This is a genomic window from Sphingopyxis sp. NFH-91 (genome assembly GCF_021401285.1).
Lineage (GTDB): Bacteria > Pseudomonadota > Alphaproteobacteria > Sphingomonadales > Sphingomonadaceae > Sphingopyxis > Sphingopyxis terrae_A.
Window position 1 is genome coordinate 637,906 of the sequence record NZ_JACBGA010000001.1, and the last position, 15,694, is coordinate 653,599.

Consider the following 15,694-nt stretch of genomic DNA (forward strand, 5'->3'; position numbering starts at 1 on the left):
GGGCCTGCGCTAGGTCGCGTCGTCGGAGTCGGGTTTGTCATCGTCGTCCTGCGCCGTCCCCATCTGGAAACGGACCCGCTCGACGCAGCCCGTCCATCCTTGCGGCGAAGCCGCGGCCCGCGCGGACAGGAGCATTCGCTGCGCCTGGGTGCCGAAGTCGGCAGCAGGCTGCGCCGCGGCAACCTTGACATTGCCGATTTCACCCCAAGGGGCGATGTCATACGTCAGCACCGCCCAGCCTTCGACTGCGCGCCGGCGATAAGCGGCGGGGTAGATCAGGGCCGGCTTGCGGTCCCACGCGCGATCGTCGCCGCAGGTCGCGCCCTGCGGCCTGAATGCGTCGGCATCGGGAATCGGCGGCGGTGATACCGTCTCTGGCGCCCACCGATAAGGGTAGAGGCATTGCGTGCGAACGCCTCCGGTGAAGCGCGATCGTGCCACGGCGTCGCGCGCCGCCGCATCGAGCTCCCGATTGCCCGACGTCGCAAATGTCTTCAGGTTGACGGGGCGCCCTTTCGCATCGGTGTCGTAAAGGACAAAGGACCAGTCTTTTCGTCCCCGCGTCGCCGGGATTTTCGAAAAGTCCGGAAAGGCGCGAAGGAGCGGCCGGGGGCGCGGCGGTGCGGCGCAAGTGCCGATGTCGCGGATGCGCGCCCATCCCTCTTTGGGCAACGGTCCCGAAATCGGCGTCATCGTATAAGCGAGCAGATCCGGGGGTGCAGCGGCGCCGACCGCCTGCGCGCTGATGCGATAGCGTATCGTGCATCGGGTGCGGGCTTGCCCGACCGGGAAACGGCTTGCCGCCAGCGATGCCGGTAGATCCTGACCAAGAGCGCCAGGCGACCCGTCGCTCTCGATCGAAATCGGCCGTCCGTCGGCGTCGATGTCGAAACGATAAATTATCTGGGCGGCGGTGCGCATCGGCCGGTTCGACATCGCGCGCAGGACGGCCTTTACGCCCGCAGTGTCGAGGGCGCCGTCGCTGCAGCGCGCATCGGCGATATCCCAGGAAAGCAGCGCCGGCCAACCGTCGGCAGACTCAAGCAGCGGAAGGGGCGACTTGTCGACAGGAGCCGGAATGACAATGGGCGGAGGGGGTGGCGGCGTGCTGGCCAGGGCGGCAATCGAAAGCGCGGCAATAAGGGGCATGGGCTCGTTCCGTTCCTGATTTCGGGGGAAAATTTCGGCTACAGGCTAGGCAGAGCTCATGCGGCGGGCAAGAGTCGACCCCGCCAAATCGGCCGCTTTTGCCTGCAGATTCATGGCGCTGCTGCGACGGCCGCCCCGTCATCCCTTGCGGAACAGTGCCTCCGCATTTGCCTTGAAGCTGCCCGCTGCCGCCTTGTGCGCCTTTGTGCGTGCTATCTCGGCTTCCAGCACCGCAAGCCGATCGTCGAGTTCGGCGACCGACAAGGGGTCGAGCGACTGTTTGGCGAGCGCCGTCAGCACATCGTCGCGGCGGCGGGGAAGGTCGTCGTCGTCCATGGCCATCCTCCCTGTCGAATTGCGGCCTTGTGGGGCGCGAACTGTTGACCCCCGCGCCGCGGCTGTCAATAAGGCGGGACGAGTGGGAAATCGAACAAAGTGGGGGATTTAGCGTGACCAGCCTGCCCGAGAGCATGACCGCCGTCGCGATCCGCGAACCCGGCGGCCCCGAAGTGCTCGTTGCCGAGCAGCGACCCGTGCCGCGGCCGGGGCCGGGCGAGTTGCTGATCCGGGTCGCCGCGGCGGGGGTGAACCGTCCCGACGTGCTCCAGCGCATGGGCTTCTATCCGCCGCCGCCCGGCGCGTCGGACCTTCCCGGCCTCGAAATCGCCGGGACAGTGGTCGCGACCGGACCGGGCGGCGATCCCGAAATGCTGGGGCAGGCGGTGTGCGCGCTGGTCGGGGGCGGGGGCTATGCCGAATATTGCGTCGCGCCCGTGGGCAGCGTGCTGCCCGTTCCCGCAGGATTCACCATGGCCGAAGCGGCGGCACTGCCCGAAACGGTGTTCACCGTATGGCATAATCTGTTCGAGCGCGGCTGGATCAAGGAAGGGGAGACAGCGCTCGTCCACGGGGGGACCAGCGGTATCGGAACGACGGCGATCGGCCTGTGCAAGCTATTCGATATCCGCATCATCGTCACCTGCGGCAGCGCCGACAAATGCGACGCGGCGCGGGCGCTCGGCGCCGACCTCGCGATCGATTATTCGGCCGAGGATTATGTGGAGGCGGTAAAGGGCTTTACCGGCGGGGCGGGGGTCGATGTCGTGCTGGATATGGTCGGCGGCGATTATGTGCCGCGCAATCTTGCGTGTCTGGCCGACGACGGGCGGCACGTCACCATCGCCTTCCAGCGGGGCGCGAAAGCCGAAATCGACATGTCGCAGCTCATGCGCCGCCGCCTGACGATGACCGGATCGACGCTGCGGGCGCGCAGCGCCGACTTCAAGGCCGCGCTGGCCGACGAGATTCACAAGACGTTGTGGCCGCGCCTTTCCAGCGGGGCCTGGAAGCCCGCGATGGATCAATCCTTTCCGCTTGCCGATGCCGCCGCTGCGCACGCGCGGATGCAGGCGGGCGCGCACGTCGGAAAGATCGTCCTCAAGATCGGATAATCGCTTGCTGCGCGCTGGTCCCCGGCGGCTGGCCAAGAAAAAGGGCGGTCGTCCGGTTGGACGCCGCCCTTGACCTTGTGTCGATGGAAAGTTCGGCTCAGGCCGCGTCTTCCAGTTCCTCGTCGGTCAGCACCGGGCCCGAATCCTGGCCCTTGGCATCGACGTCGCGGTCGACGAATTCGATGATCGCGATCGGCGCGGCGTCCGAAGCGCGGATGCCGGCCTTGATGATGCGGGTGTAGCCGCCGTTGCGGTCCTTGTAGCGTTCGGCGAGGACGTCGAACAGCTTCTGAAGCTGCGCTTCGTCCATCAGACGGCTCATCGCCAGACGGCGATTGGCAAGGCCGCCACGCTTCGCGAGCGTGATCAGCTTTTCGACATAGGGACGCAGTTCCTTCGCCTTGGCGACGGTCGTCGTGATCTGCTCATGCTTGATGAGCGAAGCCGACATGTTGCGGAACATCGCGATGCGATGCGCGCCGGTGCGCTGAAGCTTCCGGCCACCCGATTTATGACGCATAATCCATTCCTTCGTTTGTCAGAGGGGCCGTTTTACGGAACCCCAAGCCAGGCCCGCTTGCGGGGGAGCCCTTTTCCCTTTGTGTTCCCCGGCGAAGGCCGGGGTCCAGATTCAGCGTTGCACCTGTGCCCCGGCTTTCGCCGGGGAACAGTTCGGGACTTAACCCAGTAGCTCCTGTTCGAGCTTCTTGGCCATTTCCTCGATGTTTTCCGGCGGCCAGCCGGGGATGTCCATGCCGAGGCGCAGACCCATCGACGAGAGCACTTCCTTGATCTCGTTGAGCGACTTGCGGCCGAAGTTCGGCGTGCGGAGCATCTCGGCCTCGGTCTTCTGGACCAGGTCGCCGATGTAGATGATGTTGTCGTTCTTGAGGCAGTTGGCCGAACGAACCGACAGTTCGAGCTCGTCGACCTTCTTGAGAAGGAAGCGGTTGAGCTGGTTGACGTCCGATTCCTCGGTCGAAGCCGACGGAGCCGCCATGCCGATGAGGCCGCTGTCGTTCATCGCTTCTTCGAAGTGGACGAAGACCTGAAGCTGGTCCTGGAGGATGCGCGCAGCATAGGCGACGGCATCTTCCGGGGTCACGGTGCCGTCGGTATCGACGGTCAGCGACAGCTTGTCATAGTCCAGTTCCTGACCGATGCGGGCATTGTCGACCTTGTAGGCGACCTGACGCACCGGCGAGTAGAGCGAATCGACCGGGATCAGGCCGATCGGCGCGTCGGCCGGACGGTTGGCCGTCGCGGGAACATAGCCCTTACCGGTGTCGGCAACGAGTTCCATGTTCAGCGTCGCCCCGTCGTCGAGGTGGCAGATCACGTGATCGGGGTTCATCACCTTGATGTCACCCGACACCATGATGTCGCCGGCCTTGACGGTCGCGGGACCGGTCGCCGAAAGCTGCAGCCGCTTCGGGCCTTCGCCTTCCATCTTGAGCGCGATCTGCTTCACGTTGAGAACGATGTCGGTCACGTCCTCGCGCACGCCGGCCAGGCTCGAGAATTCGTGCAGGACGTTCTCGATCTTGATCGACGTGATGGCCGCACCCTGGAGCGACGACAGGAGCACGCGGCGCAGCGCGTTGCCAAGCGTCAGGCCAAAGCCGCGTTCGAGCGGTTCGGCGACGAAGGTGGCCTTGCGCTTGCTGTCGCTGCCAGCCTTGATTTCCAGGTTGCTGGGCTTCTTCAATTCCTGCCAGTTCCGGATATTGACAGTCATGGACTTCCCTTTGCTTTGGGCGGGACGGGCGGGGCGGGTCGAGCCTGTCCTGCGTTAGATATGGTGACGGCAGAGCGGCCCGAAGACCGCCAGTCCGGAAACGTCAGACGCGGCGGCGCTTGGCCGGACGTACGCCGTTGTGCGGGATCGGCGTCACGTCGCGGATCGACGTGATGTGGAAACCGACCGCCTGCAACGCGCGCAGGGCCGATTCACGACCGGCGCCGGGGCCTTTCACTTCGACTTCCAGCGTGCGGACGCCATGTTCGGCGGCCTTCTTGCCGGCGTCCTCGGCGCAAACCTGCGCTGCATAGGGCGTCGACTTGCGGCTGCCCTTGAAGCCCATCATGCCGGCACTCGACCAGGCAATCGCATTGCCTTGCGCGTCGGTGATGGTGATCATCGTGTTGTTGAAGGTCGCGTTGACGTGGGCGACGCCCGACGAGATATTCTTGCGTTCGCGCCGACGAAGGCGCTGCGGTTCACGAGCCATTTTGAATTCCTAAACCCTAAATCCTGAAAACGACCGGTGGTGCCAGTGCGATGGCGACCTCCGGCGGAGAAATAAGGAAATCCGTCCCCCGGACGAATCTCTGCTCTTACTTCTTCTTACCGGCGATCGGCTTGGCCTTGCCCTTGCGGGTGCGCGCATTGGTGTGCGTGCGCTGGCCGCGGACCGGAAGGCCCTTGCGATGACGCAGGCCGCGATAGCAGGCGAGGTCCATGAGGCGCTTGATGTTCATCGCCGTGTTGCGGCGAAGATCACCCTCGACCGTGAGGTCGGCGTCGATCGTTTCGCGGATCTGCAGGACTTCGGCGTCCGACAGGTCCTGGATGCGGCGGGTGTGGTCGATGCCGAGCTTGTCGGCGATGTCGACGGCGGTCTTGCGGCCGATGCCGTGGATGTAGGTGAGCGCGATGATTACGCGCTTGTTGGTGGGCAGGTTTACGCCCGCGATACGTGCCATCTGTTCTTTCTCCTGCTCCACAGGGTTCGCTGGCAAACGAGCCCTATCTCAAAGCGTCTGTTTTCCAACGCAAAAAACGGACCACGAAGACGCGCTGAGCGTTTCGCCGTCCGGTCAGGGTGTTGGAATGGATGCGCAATTAAGGTGAGTCGGGCGAATTGTCAAGCGAAGCGGCGGCTTTTGCAGCCTGCCGGGGCGCGCCTCAATCATCGGCGGTAAGCGCCACCGCCCGGTCGTGCAGCCGGTTGACGACCGCGCCATGAATGCCCGGCGCACTCGCGATGACACCGAAGGCCTGCGCGCGCGGCGTGTTGAAGACGAGCGGCTCACCAAAGGCGTCGGTGACGGTCGCGCCGGCCTCGGTCGCGATCAGCGCCGCGGCGGCGACGTCCCATTCGAAACCCCAGCGCAGCGTCGCGACCAGATCGGCGCGATCGTCGGCGACCAGCGCCATGCGCAGCGCGATGCTGTTGGGTTTTGTCACCATGATGAGGTCGCGGTCGATCTTGGGCAGGCTGTCGGCGGGAACGCGCGATCCGTTGAAGATCATCCGGCGGCTGGCGCGCAGCGTTTCGCCGTTGAGCGTCGCACCCTGACCCTTGCGGGCGACCCACAGTTCGTCGAGCGCGGGCGCGTAGAGCACGCCGATTTCGGGGGCGCCGTCGACGACCAGCGCGACCGACACCGCCCAGCCCGGACGGCCGCGGATGAAGTCGCGGGTGCCGTCGATGGGGTCGACGCACCACATGAAACGGCGCGACAGCCGGTCGCTGTTGTCCGCGGTTTCCTCCGAAAGCCATCCGGCCTCCGGCACCATCGCGCCGAGAACCGCCTTCAACCGGGCATCGACCGCCAGATCGACGTCGCTGACCGGATTATTTTCCGACTTGTGCCAGACATTGACTGCCTTGCCCTCGCCGCGCCAGCGCGCCATCGCCATGTCGCCGACCTCGCGCGTCGCGGCGATCACGGCTTCCAGGTTGCGCGCGGGCATCGGGCGGCCGGCCTAGCTGCTGGCGACGGTCATGCCGTCGATGCGCAGCGTCGGCACGTTGGTGCCGTGGCGGAAGACCAGATCGTCGGCGGGGACCAGCGCGGCGAACATGTCGATCAGATTGCCCGCGATCGTGAATTCGGCGATCGGGCCGGCGATCCGCCCGCCCTCGATCAGGAAACCCGATGCGCCGCGGCTATAATCGCCGGTCACGGGGTTGACGCCTTGGCCGATCAGTTCGGTGATATAGACGCCGCGGTCGATGTCGGCGATCAGCGCGTCGGGCGCAATCGACCCGGCCGCGAGATGCAGATTGCTGGCAGAGACCCCCGACGCGCCGCCGCCGCGGCTCGCATGGCCGGTCGGTTCGAGCCCGAGCTGCTTCGCCGACGCGGTGTCGAGCAGCCACCCCGTAATGCGGCCATCGGCGACGATATCGCGCGCGGCGGTCGGCAGGCCCTCTCCGTCGAAGGCCCGGCTGCGCAGCCCGCGCGGACGATGCGGTTCGTCGCGCACGACGATTGCGCTGTCGAACAGCGCCCGCTCTTCCTTGCCGAGCAGGAAGCTGGTGCCGCGGGCGATCGCGGGGCCGGCGATCGCGCCGAGCAGATGGCCGACGATACTGCTGCCGATGCGTGGATCGAGGACGACCGGCACCTTGCCGACGGGCGCCTTGCCGGGGTTCAGCCGCGCGACGGCGCGGGTTCCGGCGCGCGCGCCGATTTCGGCGGCGCTTTCGAGGTCGGACAGATGATGCGCGCTGTGCCAGCCATAATCGCGCTGCATCGCCGCGCCTTCGCCGGCGATGACGCTCGCCGACAGGCTGTGCCCGCTCGACCCATAGCCGCCGGCGAAGCCATGGCTCGTCGCGAGCGCGAAGCGCGTGCGGCTGTGGCTCGCGCTGCCGCCTTCGCTGTTGGTGACGCCGGCGACGGCGCGCGCAGCCTCCTCGACCGCCAGCGCGGCCTCGCGCAGCGCCTGGGGATCGGCTTCGCTGCCGTCGTCGAGATCGAAATCGGGGACCGGGCCGGTGAACAGGCGGTCGGCGGGGGCGAGGCCCGCATAGGGATCTTCGGGCGCCTCGCGTGCCATGGCAACGCAGCGCTCGACGAGCTTCGCCAGTTCGGCGGCATCCATGTCGGCGGTCGAGACGCTGGCGCTGCGCTGCCCGACGAAAATGCGCAGGCTGATATCCTGCCCCTCGGACCGCTCGACATCCTCGAGCGCGCCCAGCCGCATCGAGACCGAGGTCGCGGCATTGCAATAGTAAAGCGCGTCGGCGGCGTCGGCGCCCGCCTTGGTCGCGGCGGCGCAAAGCATTTGCGCGCGGTCGAGGGCTTCGGAAACACTCAGCATGGCCGCGCCCTATACGGCGCGCGGCGGGGCGTCAAAATCAAAGTCGGATGACGTGCGCTTCAGCGCGCGATGGCGGCGATGGCATCGGTGGCCGCCATCGCACCGCTGACCCACAGGAAGGGCAGGGTGATCGCGGCAACCCACAGGCGGCGCACATCGCGGCGGAAGCGGGCGTGCAGCCCCCAACTTGCCAGCGCCTGGCGGCTCAGATGATACCAGCGCCGCTCGGTCGAGCGCGCGACGGGAAGCGCGAGCGCAAGGACGACGATCAGCGACACGACCGCCAGCATCGACGGGGCGCCGGCGGAAACCGCGCTCATGACCAGCCAGACCTGGAGGGCCGCAAAAACGATCAGCGCGGCGGCGGCGTGCCAGGTCATGCGACGACCTAGACTGCGTGCCGGTGGAACGCTGGCGGTAGCGCGGCGCCAAAGGCGCGGTTCGAAGGTCGATGCCATGTTGTTTTTCAGCCTCCCCGGCTGGCGATTCCCATAAATGCGAAGTTTTCAGCCGAAAATTCCCAAGTCAAGACAGGTTGCCAGCGATTCGTTAATTTTCGGGTTCGATTCACCGCAGAATCGCAACAAAATCGGGTCCGACGGCTGATATTGCGGCAGATTCGGTTGTTTCACCGGGAACCGGGCGCGAAGGCGCGCGCCATCAGCCCCGGTCGCGAGGCCGAACTCTGCCCGAGTCGAAAATAGCGGTAGAGAGGGGCGCGCGCCGCGCGCCGTGCCGCAAATCAGCGCGGCGGGGGGACCGGCAGCGGTTCGGCGTCGGGATTGTCGGTTGCCGGTGCGTCGGTTGCGGGCGCGGTCTCTTCGGCCTGCTTCTGCCGGTCGGCCAGCGCCTTTTCCTCGGCGACGACGGCTGCTTCGACCGTGTCGGCGGCCGCATCGATCCCGGCGAGGCGCTTGGCGCGCTCGTCAGCAATCATCGCCTGCCAGTCGGTCTTGTCGGCGGCCTGCCGTTCGGCCTTGGCGCCGGCGAGCAATTGCTGGGTGCAGCCCGTGAAGCCGCCGAGTCCGACCGGCGAACAGCTGTCGGTGCCGAAGCGGCCGACGCGCTGGAGCGATACGACCCGGTTCACCCAGGCTTCGTTGCGCGGGTCGAGCGGGTCGCCGCCACGGAAAATCTGCGGGACGCGGTAACGGTCGCCTTCGGGCAACACGGCGCAGACCAGAATTTCATCGCCATTCGCCTCGGGGCATTTGTCGTTGCCATAGACGATGACCTGATTGATCTTCTCATTCGCGGGGCCCACCGGCCCCGTATCTTGCGCGGCGGCGGGCTGGGCGATCGCTGCCCCGGCGAGGATCAGCATGGCAAGCGGCAGGCGGGTCATCGTCATTTCCTTTTCGTTTCGGGCGGCTTGCCACCCGCTGCCTGCATCCGCGCTGAACGGTCAGGCTTTCCCCGTGGAACCCTATCAGATACGCTTTGACAGCGCGATGGCTGCGCGGCAGCCCGCGCGGATCGCGAGGCTAAGCAGCGGATAGGCGGGCGCGCTTTCGGCCCCCGCGGCAATCGCCGCTTCCTTATGCTCCAGCTCTTCGGCGCGGAAATCGGCAACCGCTGCGCTCAGTTCGGGGTCGCTGTCGCCCAGCGTATCGAGCTGTTCGCGATAGTGGCGATCGATCTCGGTCTCGACGGCGGCGGTGCAGGCCATGGCGGCGCGCGGCCCCATCGCGGCGGTGACGGCGCCGAGCGCGAAGCCCGCGACGTTCCAGAACGGCTGAAGCGCGGTGGGGCGCACGCCGCGGCGCGCGACCATCGCGTCGAAAAATTTGCGGTGCCGCTCTTCCTGTTCGGCCATATGCGCGATCTCGCGCGCCATCGGATGGCGGTCGCCCATCACCGCGAGCTGACCCGCATAAATGCGCGTCGCGCCATATTCGCCCGCCTGATCGACGCGGATCATCGAGGCCGTTTTGCGGTCAGCTGTCATCGTGCCGCCGATGTGGGACGGCGGCGCAGCAAGGTCAAGACGAACGCCGCGCCGGCGAGCGAGAAGATAGCGTTGAAACCGGCGAGCGAAACACCGAGCAGCGTCCATTGCGGGACGTCGCAGCGGGTGATGGGCGCCGCCATGATGTCGCTGAGCGATACCGGTCCGCTGACGCCGGTGCTGCACGTCGTCAACCCTTCCCAGAAGCCATATTCGACCCCGGCGTGAAAGACGCCGATGACGCCGCTGATCGAGATGGCGATTGCGGCGAGCAGAGTCAGCCCGCGCATCGCCGCCGTATTGCGGGAGAGCAGCAGTGCCAGCGCCGCCAGCACGATCGCCGCCTGATGCGGCCAGCGCTGCCAGTAGCACATCTCGCACGGGTGGAGTCCGAAGCCGAATTGCGACACCAGCGCACCGCCATAGAGCGCCAGCGGGATGGCAAGCGCGGCAAGCGGCGCGGCGTAACGCGAAGTTCGCATCGTCGGTCAGCCCCTCTTAGTTGCGCGTCGTCGGCTTGGCGACGGGCTTGGTCGCCTGCGCCATACGCGAAGTCGACGGGCCGATGCGACCGATCGTCTGCAGCGCATAATAGAGCTGATAATCCTCGATGCCCTTGGCCTTCAGCTCCTCGGCGGTGGCGGTGAAGCGCGGATCGTCCTTCTCGTCCTTTTCGAGCAGGCTGTTGTCGACCTTTTTCTCGTTGATCAGATGGCGGCGCAGGTCGCTTTCGCGAAAGCGCGGACGGTCCTTATAGTCGGGGTCGGACAGCTGCGGCACGCGGATATCGGGCTCGATCCCGCCTTCCTGCACGCTGCGACCCGACGGGGTGTAATAGCGCGCGGTCGTCAGCCGCAGCGCCGTGGTATCGGTCAGCGGCAGCACGGTCTGCACCGATCCCTTGCCGAAACTGCGTTCGCCCATGATCAGCGCCCGGTGCTGGTCCTGCAGCGCGCCGGCGACGATTTCGGACGCCGAAGCCGATCCGGCGTCGATCAGCACGATCAGCGGCGCGCCTTGCGCAAGGTCGCCGGGTTCGGCGAAGAAGCGTTCGATATCATTCTTGCGGCGCCCGCGCTGCGAGACGATTTCGCCGCGGTCGAGGAAGACGTCGCTGACGCTCACTGCCTCATCGAGCAGGCCGCCGGGGTTCGAGCGCAGGTCGACGATCCAGCCGCGCGGCTTGTGGCCGAGCGACTTTTCGACCGCGACCATCGCGGCGCGCAGGTCGCGGCCCGCGTCGGCGGAGAAGCTGGCGATGGTCAGCACGCCGACATCGTCCTTGACCTCCCACTTCACTGGCTTCACGTCGATGATCTCGCGCTTCAGGGTCAGCTCCATCGGCTTGTCCTGGCCCTCGCGCACGACCGTAATCTCGACCTCGGTGCCGGGGCGGCCCCGCATCTGTTCGACCGCTTCGTCGAGCGTCATGCCGAAGATGAGCTGCTTGTTGATATGGGTGATATAGTCGCCGGCCTTGATGCCCGCGCGGTCGGCCGGTGTGTCGGCGGTCGGCGCGATCACCTTGACCACGCCGTCCTCCATCGTCACCGACAGGCCCAGGCCGCCATATTCGCCATCGGTCTGCGTCCGCAGCGTCGAATAGTCGCGCGCGTCGAGATAGCCCGAATGGGGATCGAGGCTGGCGAGCATGCCGTTGATCGCGCCTTCGATCAGCTTGTCGTCGCTGACCGGTTCGACATAATTGGCCTTCACTTCCAGGAACACGTCCATGAAGCGCTGGATTTCCTCGGTGGTCTTCGAATCGACCGTCGCCATCGCGCCGGTTGCGAGCGGCACGAGCGCGAGCGTGCTGAGCGCGGCAGCCCCCTGCCAGAAGGCGAAGCGGCGCTTCGGGGAGGCGGGAGTCTTGGTCGATTCGGTCATGGATGTCTTTCAGTCACGCGGAACAGGCCGCACTATAATCCCCGGCAAGCCATCGTCCAATGCCTTTGCATCGGCGTCAAGCGCGCGATTGCCCTAGCAAAGGTCGCCCGAACGGCGCGTTAACGGCGGCGGCGTCAGCCAAGCATCGCGACCAGATCGACGGGGCGCCCGGCGCGGCGCAGTTCGACCGTGATGCGGCTGTCGTCCGACCCCGCGCGGCCCACCGGCGCCCCGGCGTCCAGCGTGTCGCCGACCGAAACCGACAGCGCGATCATTCCCGTGATCAGCGATGTCCAGCCGCCGCCATGGTCTATGATGACGATCTTGCCATAGCCGCGATAATCGCCGGCAAAGCTCACGCGGCCCGCGGCGGGGGCGACCACCTGACCGCCGGGCTGCGTCGCGACGGTGATGCCGCGCGAGCGGACGCCGCTGTCATTCACTTCGCCGAGCCCCGCAACGATGCGTCCGACGACCGGCAGGCGATAGGCGCCCGCGCCGAGGTCCGCGCCGCGGCTTGCGGCCGGCGCGACGGGCGCGGCCTGCGGGGCCGCGCTGGCGGGGTCGGCGGGGCGCGGAAGCGGCCCGGACAGATCGGCGAGTTCGCCGCGCACCGCTGCGTCGGCCTCCAGCGCGTCCATCAGATCGACGATGTCGCGCGCCTTTTCGCCGAGACCAAGCGCGCGGTCGGCCTCGAGCTGCGCGCTGCTCATCAGGTCGCGCGAGCGCAGCCGGCCTTCATTCTCGAGCCGCGTCAGCGCGTCGCGCCGCTCGGCAAGCTGTGCCTTGCTTGCCGAAAGCGCCTGCAGCGCGACGCGCTGCTGCTGCTGCGTCGTGCGCAGCCGGGCGAGTTCCTGCCGGACTCCCGCGGTGCGCTCTTGAATCACCGGCATCACCGCGTCGAGTACGGCGCGCGCGTGGACCATGTCGCGCAGCGAGCCCGGCTGCGCGAGCACGCTCACCGGCGGGCGGCGGCTCAATTGCTGGAGCGATGCGGTGAGCGCGAGCAGGGGCTGCTGTTGTTCGGCGAGCCGCGTCTGTTGATCGGCAAGGCGGCGGCTGACCAGTGCGACGCGCGCCTCCGCCGCGTCGATATCGGCCTCGGCCGACTGGATCCGCGCGGCGAGGGCGGCGCTGCGTTTCTTCAGCCTGTCGGCCTCGTCGCGCGCGGCACCTGCCTGCGCTTCAAGCACGGCGCTGCGCCGCATTGCCGCGGCCGACTGGGCCTTGGCGGTGAGCAGCTGCTGGCGCTCGCGCGCCGCAATCGCGGCGGGATCGAAAACGTCGCTCTGCGCCAACGCCAGCGCGCCGCCGGCGATCGCCGCAAAGGCGGCGACGACAAGCAAGGCGGCCCTCATTGGCGGCCTTCGCGGTGATAGGGGTGGCCCGCAACGATGCTGGTGGCGCGCCACAATTGCTCGGCGAGCATCGCGCGCGCCATCAGATGCGGCCAGGTCGCGCGGCCGAAGGCGATGACCTTGTCGGCCCCTTCGCGCTCGTCGGGGGTGAAGCCGTCGGCGGCACCAAGACAGAATCGTGCCTCGCGTACGCCGCCGTCGCGCCATTTTTCCAGCAGTTTGGCGAATTCGAGCGACGACATCTGTTCGCCGCCTTCGTCGAGCAGCACGGTGCGACTGCCGACGGGTGCGGCGGGCACGCGGCCGCCGGTGTCGGGAAGCTCCGAAATCTTCTGCGCCCAGGTCACGCGCTTCATATAGCGCTCGACCAGTTCGGCCTCGGGCCCGCGCCCGATGCGCCCGCGCGCGATGATGTGCAGCAACATGACGCCTCGCCTACGTTAGCGAGGCAAAGGCGTCAATTTACCGCGGCAACCGGCGGTGCATCGCCGAACGACCACATGCGTTCGAGATTATAGAAGCTGCGAACTTCCGGACGGAACAAGTGGACGATCACGTCGCCGGCGTCGATCAGCACCCAATCAGCATTGGGCAGCCCCTCGACGCGGACCGGCCGGCCCGTTTCCTGCTTGATCCGCTGCGCCAGCTTGTCGGCGATTGCCGACACATGGCGCGTCGACCGACCGCTCGCGATCACCATATGGTCGGCGATGCTGCTCTTGCCGGCAAGCGGGATGGAAATGGTTTCCTGGGCCTGATCCTCGTCCAGCTGGTGAAGGATCAGCGCGTGGAGGCTTTCCACGCTGTCGTCCGAAGACTTGGGTGCGGACGCGGCGCCGGGCGCGGCATCCTTACTGGCGGCTATCAAGCGGTTTCATTCCTTTCATCCATGGCCAGCCGCGAATGCGTGACAGGGTCGCGCAGCGCGCGGCCTGCATAGCTTTCGAACCAGCGGGGGTTGGCCTGCCGTATTGCAGTTGCGGATCGCACATCGGGCGAAAAACGCAGGAACACGAGGGCAGGCGGTCTCCAGTCTGTCCAAAGACGTTTCTGGTCCGCGGGCCGGACAAAGCGCCGCAGCCAACCCATCGCCTCTGCAGCATGGGTGCGGCCATTATAGCCCGGACGCGCGATAACCGCAATCGGCATCAATCGCGCAATCTCCCGCCAGTCGCGCCAGCGGGGCAATTGAACCAGATTGTCGGCGCCCATGATCCAGATGAAGCGCCGATTCGGATAGCGATGGATGAGCGCGCGCAGCGTGTCGACCGTATAGCGCGTACCCAGCTCGGCCTCGATCGCGGTGGCGCGGATCGGCGAGCGCCGCGCCATGCGCTGTGCCGAGGCCAACCGGGCGGCAAGCGGCGCCATGCCCGCCTGCGCCTTGAGCGGATTGCCGGGCGAAACGAGCCACCACAGCTCGTCGAGCCTCAGCGCATCGATCGCGTCAAGACTGATCGCGCGGTGCCCGCTATGCGCGGGATTAAAGCTGCCGCCGAGGAGGCCGGTGGTAAGCGGACGGGTCAGGGTCGAACCTGCCCGCTCCCGCGCACCAGCCATTTATAGGTGGTGAGCCCTTCGAGTGCGACGGGGCCGCGTGCGTGGAGGCGTCCCGTCGCGATTCCGATCTCGGCGCCAAGGCCGAACTCGCCGCCGTCGGCGAATTGCGTCGAGGCGTTGTGCATGACGATCGCACTGTCGACTTCGGACAGGAACCGCTCGGCGGTCGCGACATCCTCGGTGACGATCGCGTCGGTGTGGTGGCTGGAGTGGGCGTCGATATGCGACAGCGCGCCCTCGATCCCGTCGACCGCGGCGATCGAGACGATCGCGTCGAGATATTCGCAGTCCCAATCAGTCGCGCTCGCGCGCGTGACATGGGAGCTGAGCGCCGCGATGGCGGCATCGCCGCGCACTTCGCAGCTCGCGGCGATCAGCGCGTCGACGATGGCAAGCGGCGCGGGATAGGCCCGGTCGATCAGGATCGTTTCGGTCGCGCCGCAGACGCCGGTGCGGCGCATCTTGGCGTTGACCGCAAGATCCACCGCCTTGGCGGGATCGGCGGCGCCGTCGATATAGAGATGATTGATCCCGTCGAGATGGGCGAGCACGGGTACGCGCGCCTCGTCTTGCACGCGGGCGACCAGCCCCTTGCCGCCGCGCGGGATGATGATGTCGATCAGGCCCTGCGCGCGGAGCAGCGCTCCCACCGCGGCGCGGTCCTGCGTCGGCACCAGTTGCACGGCATCGGTGGGGAGGCCGGTCTGGGCGAGACCCGCGGCGAGTGCGGCGTGGATCGCTCGGTTCGAGTGAACCGCCTCGCTGCCGCCGCGCAGGATTACCGCATTGCCCGACATCAGCCCCAGCGCCGCAGCATCGGCGGTGACGTTCGGGCGGCTTTCATAGATGATGCCGACGACGCCCAGCGGAACGCGCACGCGGGCCAGCGTCATGCCGTTGGGGCGCTCGGTCCGGTCGATTTCGGCGCCGACCGGGTCGGGCAGGCCGGCAATACCCTCGACCGCGTCGGCAATCGCGGCGAGCCGATTCTCGTCGAGGCGCAGCCGGTCGATCATCGCCGACGACAGGCCGCCTTCGCGCCCCGCCTCCATATCGCGCGCATTGGCATCCAGGATCGTCGCGGCGCGCGCGCGCAGCTCGGCCGCAGCCGTGCGCAGCGCCTTGGCCTTTTCGGCTGTCGTCGCCACCGCGAGCGCCTTCGCTGCCAAGCGTGCGCGTGCGCCCATGTCGGCGATCAGCGTATCCGCGTCGTTATGGTGCAGCGCGGCGCCGAGGGCTGTGGAGGTTTCAGCGTTCATGCGACGGGCCAATATCACTTTTGGCG

At 67.1% G+C, this 15,694-nt stretch carries 19 protein-coding genes; 1 reads left to right on the forward strand and 18 read right to left on the reverse strand.

Going from position 1 to position 15,694, the window contains the following annotated elements; translation table 11 throughout:
- Positions 1 to 9 precede the first annotated feature (9 nt).
- Positions 10 to 1,149, reverse strand: a complete 1,140-nt coding sequence (locus L0963_RS03160) for an energy transducer TonB (protein ID WP_217372646.1) — start codon at positions 1,147 to 1,149, stop codon at positions 10 to 12.
- A 138-nt stretch (positions 1,150 to 1,287) separates the two neighbouring features.
- Positions 1,288 to 1,485, reverse strand: coding sequence for a DUF1192 domain-containing protein (locus tag L0963_RS03165; RefSeq protein ID WP_062900646.1), 198 nt, complete (start codon positions 1,483 to 1,485; stop codon positions 1,288 to 1,290).
- Positions 1,486 to 1,598: 113 nt separating this feature from the next.
- Between L0963_RS03165 and L0963_RS03170 the strand changes: the two genes are divergently transcribed.
- A complete protein-coding gene (locus L0963_RS03170; protein WP_234178552.1) occupies positions 1,599 to 2,600 on the forward strand; it encodes an NAD(P)H-quinone oxidoreductase in 1,002 nt (333 codons plus the stop codon).
- Positions 2,601 to 2,697: 97 nt separating this feature from the next.
- On the opposite strand, the gene rplQ is transcribed toward L0963_RS03170, so the two are convergent.
- The 16 genes from rplQ to L0963_RS03250 all read right to left on the reverse strand — a co-directional run bounded on the left by rplQ (position 2,698) and on the right by L0963_RS03250 (position 15,668).
- A complete protein-coding gene (rplQ, locus tag L0963_RS03175; RefSeq protein WP_003040421.1) occupies positions 2,698 to 3,120 on the reverse strand; it encodes a 50S ribosomal protein L17 in 423 nt (140 codons plus the stop codon).
- A 159-nt stretch (positions 3,121 to 3,279) separates the two neighbouring features.
- Complete coding sequence (locus tag L0963_RS03180) at positions 3,280 to 4,338, reverse strand: DNA-directed RNA polymerase subunit alpha (RefSeq protein WP_003040418.1); 1,059 nt, start codon at positions 4,336 to 4,338, stop codon at positions 3,280 to 3,282.
- A gap of 103 nt (positions 4,339 to 4,441) precedes the next feature.
- Positions 4,442 to 4,831, reverse strand: a complete 390-nt coding sequence (rpsK, locus tag L0963_RS03185; protein WP_003040416.1) for a 30S ribosomal protein S11 — start codon at positions 4,829 to 4,831, stop codon at positions 4,442 to 4,444.
- Between the two features lie 106 nt (positions 4,832 to 4,937).
- Complete coding sequence (rpsM, locus tag L0963_RS03190; RefSeq protein WP_003040400.1) at positions 4,938 to 5,306, reverse strand: 30S ribosomal protein S13; 369 nt, start codon at positions 5,304 to 5,306, stop codon at positions 4,938 to 4,940.
- 202 nt (positions 5,307 to 5,508) lie between these two features.
- Positions 5,509 to 6,300, reverse strand: a complete 792-nt coding sequence (locus tag L0963_RS03195) for an inositol monophosphatase family protein (RefSeq protein WP_062763912.1) — start codon at positions 6,298 to 6,300, stop codon at positions 5,509 to 5,511.
- A gap of 12 nt (positions 6,301 to 6,312) precedes the next feature.
- Complete coding sequence (locus tag L0963_RS03200; RefSeq protein ID WP_217372645.1) at positions 6,313 to 7,656, reverse strand: TldD/PmbA family protein; 1,344 nt, start codon at positions 7,654 to 7,656, stop codon at positions 6,313 to 6,315.
- 59 nt (positions 7,657 to 7,715) lie between these two features.
- The gene (locus L0963_RS03205; protein ID WP_234178554.1) at positions 7,716 to 8,036 is read right to left on the reverse strand and encodes a hypothetical protein; all 321 of its coding nucleotides are present in this window, start codon (positions 8,034 to 8,036) and stop codon (positions 7,716 to 7,718) included.
- 362 nt (positions 8,037 to 8,398) lie between these two features.
- Positions 8,399 to 9,001: a hypothetical protein gene (locus L0963_RS03210; protein ID WP_058813104.1), complete on the reverse strand. Its 603-nt coding sequence runs from the start codon at positions 8,999 to 9,001 to the stop codon at positions 8,399 to 8,401.
- Between the two features lie 84 nt (positions 9,002 to 9,085).
- Complete coding sequence (locus L0963_RS03215; protein ID WP_051066299.1) at positions 9,086 to 9,604, reverse strand: demethoxyubiquinone hydroxylase family protein; 519 nt, start codon at positions 9,602 to 9,604, stop codon at positions 9,086 to 9,088.
- Positions 9,601 to 10,086, reverse strand: coding sequence for a disulfide bond formation protein B (locus L0963_RS03220; RefSeq protein WP_186402616.1), 486 nt, complete (start codon positions 10,084 to 10,086; stop codon positions 9,601 to 9,603). The genes L0963_RS03215 and L0963_RS03220 overlap by 4 nt, the downstream gene beginning before the upstream one ends.
- A 16-nt stretch (positions 10,087 to 10,102) precedes the next feature.
- Complete coding sequence (locus L0963_RS03225) at positions 10,103 to 11,491, reverse strand: S41 family peptidase (protein WP_217372644.1); 1,389 nt, start codon at positions 11,489 to 11,491, stop codon at positions 10,103 to 10,105.
- A 134-nt stretch (positions 11,492 to 11,625) separates the two neighbouring features.
- On the reverse strand, positions 11,626 to 12,849 hold the full coding sequence (locus L0963_RS03230; protein ID WP_062900641.1) for a murein hydrolase activator EnvC family protein: 1,224 nt from the start codon (positions 12,847 to 12,849) through the stop codon (positions 11,626 to 11,628).
- Positions 12,846 to 13,274 carry a 23S rRNA (pseudouridine(1915)-N(3))-methyltransferase RlmH gene (locus L0963_RS03235; protein WP_003040374.1) on the reverse strand — a complete coding sequence of 143 codons (429 nt, stop codon included), beginning with the start codon at positions 13,272 to 13,274 and terminating at the stop codon, positions 12,846 to 12,848. The genes L0963_RS03230 and L0963_RS03235 overlap by 4 nt, the downstream gene beginning before the upstream one ends.
- Before the next feature lie 32 nt (positions 13,275 to 13,306).
- Positions 13,307 to 13,717 carry a ribosome silencing factor gene (gene rsfS, locus L0963_RS03240; RefSeq protein ID WP_003040371.1) on the reverse strand — a complete coding sequence of 137 codons (411 nt, stop codon included), beginning with the start codon at positions 13,715 to 13,717 and terminating at the stop codon, positions 13,307 to 13,309.
- Entirely contained in the window at positions 13,714 to 14,409 is a 696-nt protein-coding gene (locus L0963_RS03245) for a nicotinate-nucleotide adenylyltransferase (RefSeq protein WP_062900640.1), read from the reverse strand. Before L0963_RS03245 ends, rsfS begins: the two co-directional genes overlap by 4 nt.
- Entirely contained in the window at positions 14,373 to 15,668 is a 1,296-nt protein-coding gene (locus L0963_RS03250; RefSeq protein ID WP_062900639.1) for a glutamate-5-semialdehyde dehydrogenase, read from the reverse strand. The genes L0963_RS03245 and L0963_RS03250 overlap by 37 nt, the downstream gene beginning before the upstream one ends.
- Between the last annotated feature and the right edge of the window lie 26 nt (positions 15,669 to 15,694).

What these genes read in the sequence shown, in the direction of transcription:
- L0963_RS03160 (WP_217372646.1), bottom strand. Translation starts at nt 1,149, where the DNA reads ATGCCCCTTATTGCCGCGCTTTCGATTGCCGCCCTGGCCAGCACGCCG.
- L0963_RS03165 (WP_062900646.1), bottom strand. Translation starts at nt 1,485, where the DNA reads ATGGACGACGACGACCTTCCCCGCCGCCGCGACGATGTGCTGACGGCG.
- rplQ (WP_003040421.1), bottom strand. Translation starts at nt 3,120, where the DNA reads ATGCGTCATAAATCGGGTGGCCGGAAGCTTCAGCGCACCGGCGCGCAT.
- L0963_RS03180 (WP_003040418.1), bottom strand. Translation starts at nt 4,338, where the DNA reads ATGACTGTCAATATCCGGAACTGGCAGGAATTGAAGAAGCCCAGCAAC.
- rpsK (WP_003040416.1), bottom strand. Translation starts at nt 4,831, where the DNA reads ATGGCTCGTGAACCGCAGCGCCTTCGTCGGCGCGAACGCAAGAATATC.
- rpsM (WP_003040400.1), bottom strand. Translation starts at nt 5,306, where the DNA reads ATGGCACGTATCGCGGGCGTAAACCTGCCCACCAACAAGCGCGTAATC.
- L0963_RS03195 (WP_062763912.1), bottom strand. Translation starts at nt 6,300, where the DNA reads ATGCCCGCGCGCAACCTGGAAGCCGTGATCGCCGCGACGCGCGAGGTC.
- L0963_RS03200 (WP_217372645.1), bottom strand. Translation starts at nt 7,656, where the DNA reads ATGCTGAGTGTTTCCGAAGCCCTCGACCGCGCGCAAATGCTTTGCGCC.
- L0963_RS03205 (WP_234178554.1), bottom strand. Translation starts at nt 8,036, where the DNA reads ATGACCTGGCACGCCGCCGCCGCGCTGATCGTTTTTGCGGCCCTCCAG.
- L0963_RS03210 (WP_058813104.1), bottom strand. Translation starts at nt 9,001, where the DNA reads ATGACCCGCCTGCCGCTTGCCATGCTGATCCTCGCCGGGGCAGCGATC.
- L0963_RS03215 (WP_051066299.1), bottom strand. Translation starts at nt 9,604, where the DNA reads ATGACAGCTGACCGCAAAACGGCCTCGATGATCCGCGTCGATCAGGCG.
- L0963_RS03220 (WP_186402616.1), bottom strand. Translation starts at nt 10,086, where the DNA reads ATGCGAACTTCGCGTTACGCCGCGCCGCTTGCCGCGCTTGCCATCCCG.
- L0963_RS03225 (WP_217372644.1), bottom strand. Translation starts at nt 11,491, where the DNA reads ATGACCGAATCGACCAAGACTCCCGCCTCCCCGAAGCGCCGCTTCGCC.
- L0963_RS03230 (WP_062900641.1), bottom strand. Translation starts at nt 12,849, where the DNA reads ATGAGGGCCGCCTTGCTTGTCGTCGCCGCCTTTGCGGCGATCGCCGGC.
- L0963_RS03235 (WP_003040374.1), bottom strand. Translation starts at nt 13,274, where the DNA reads ATGTTGCTGCACATCATCGCGCGCGGGCGCATCGGGCGCGGGCCCGAG.
- L0963_RS03245 (WP_062900640.1), bottom strand. Translation starts at nt 14,409, where the DNA reads ATGGCTGGTGCGCGGGAGCGGGCAGGTTCGACCCTGACCCGTCCGCTT.
- L0963_RS03250 (WP_062900639.1), bottom strand. Translation starts at nt 15,668, where the DNA reads ATGAACGCTGAAACCTCCACAGCCCTCGGCGCCGCGCTGCACCATAAC.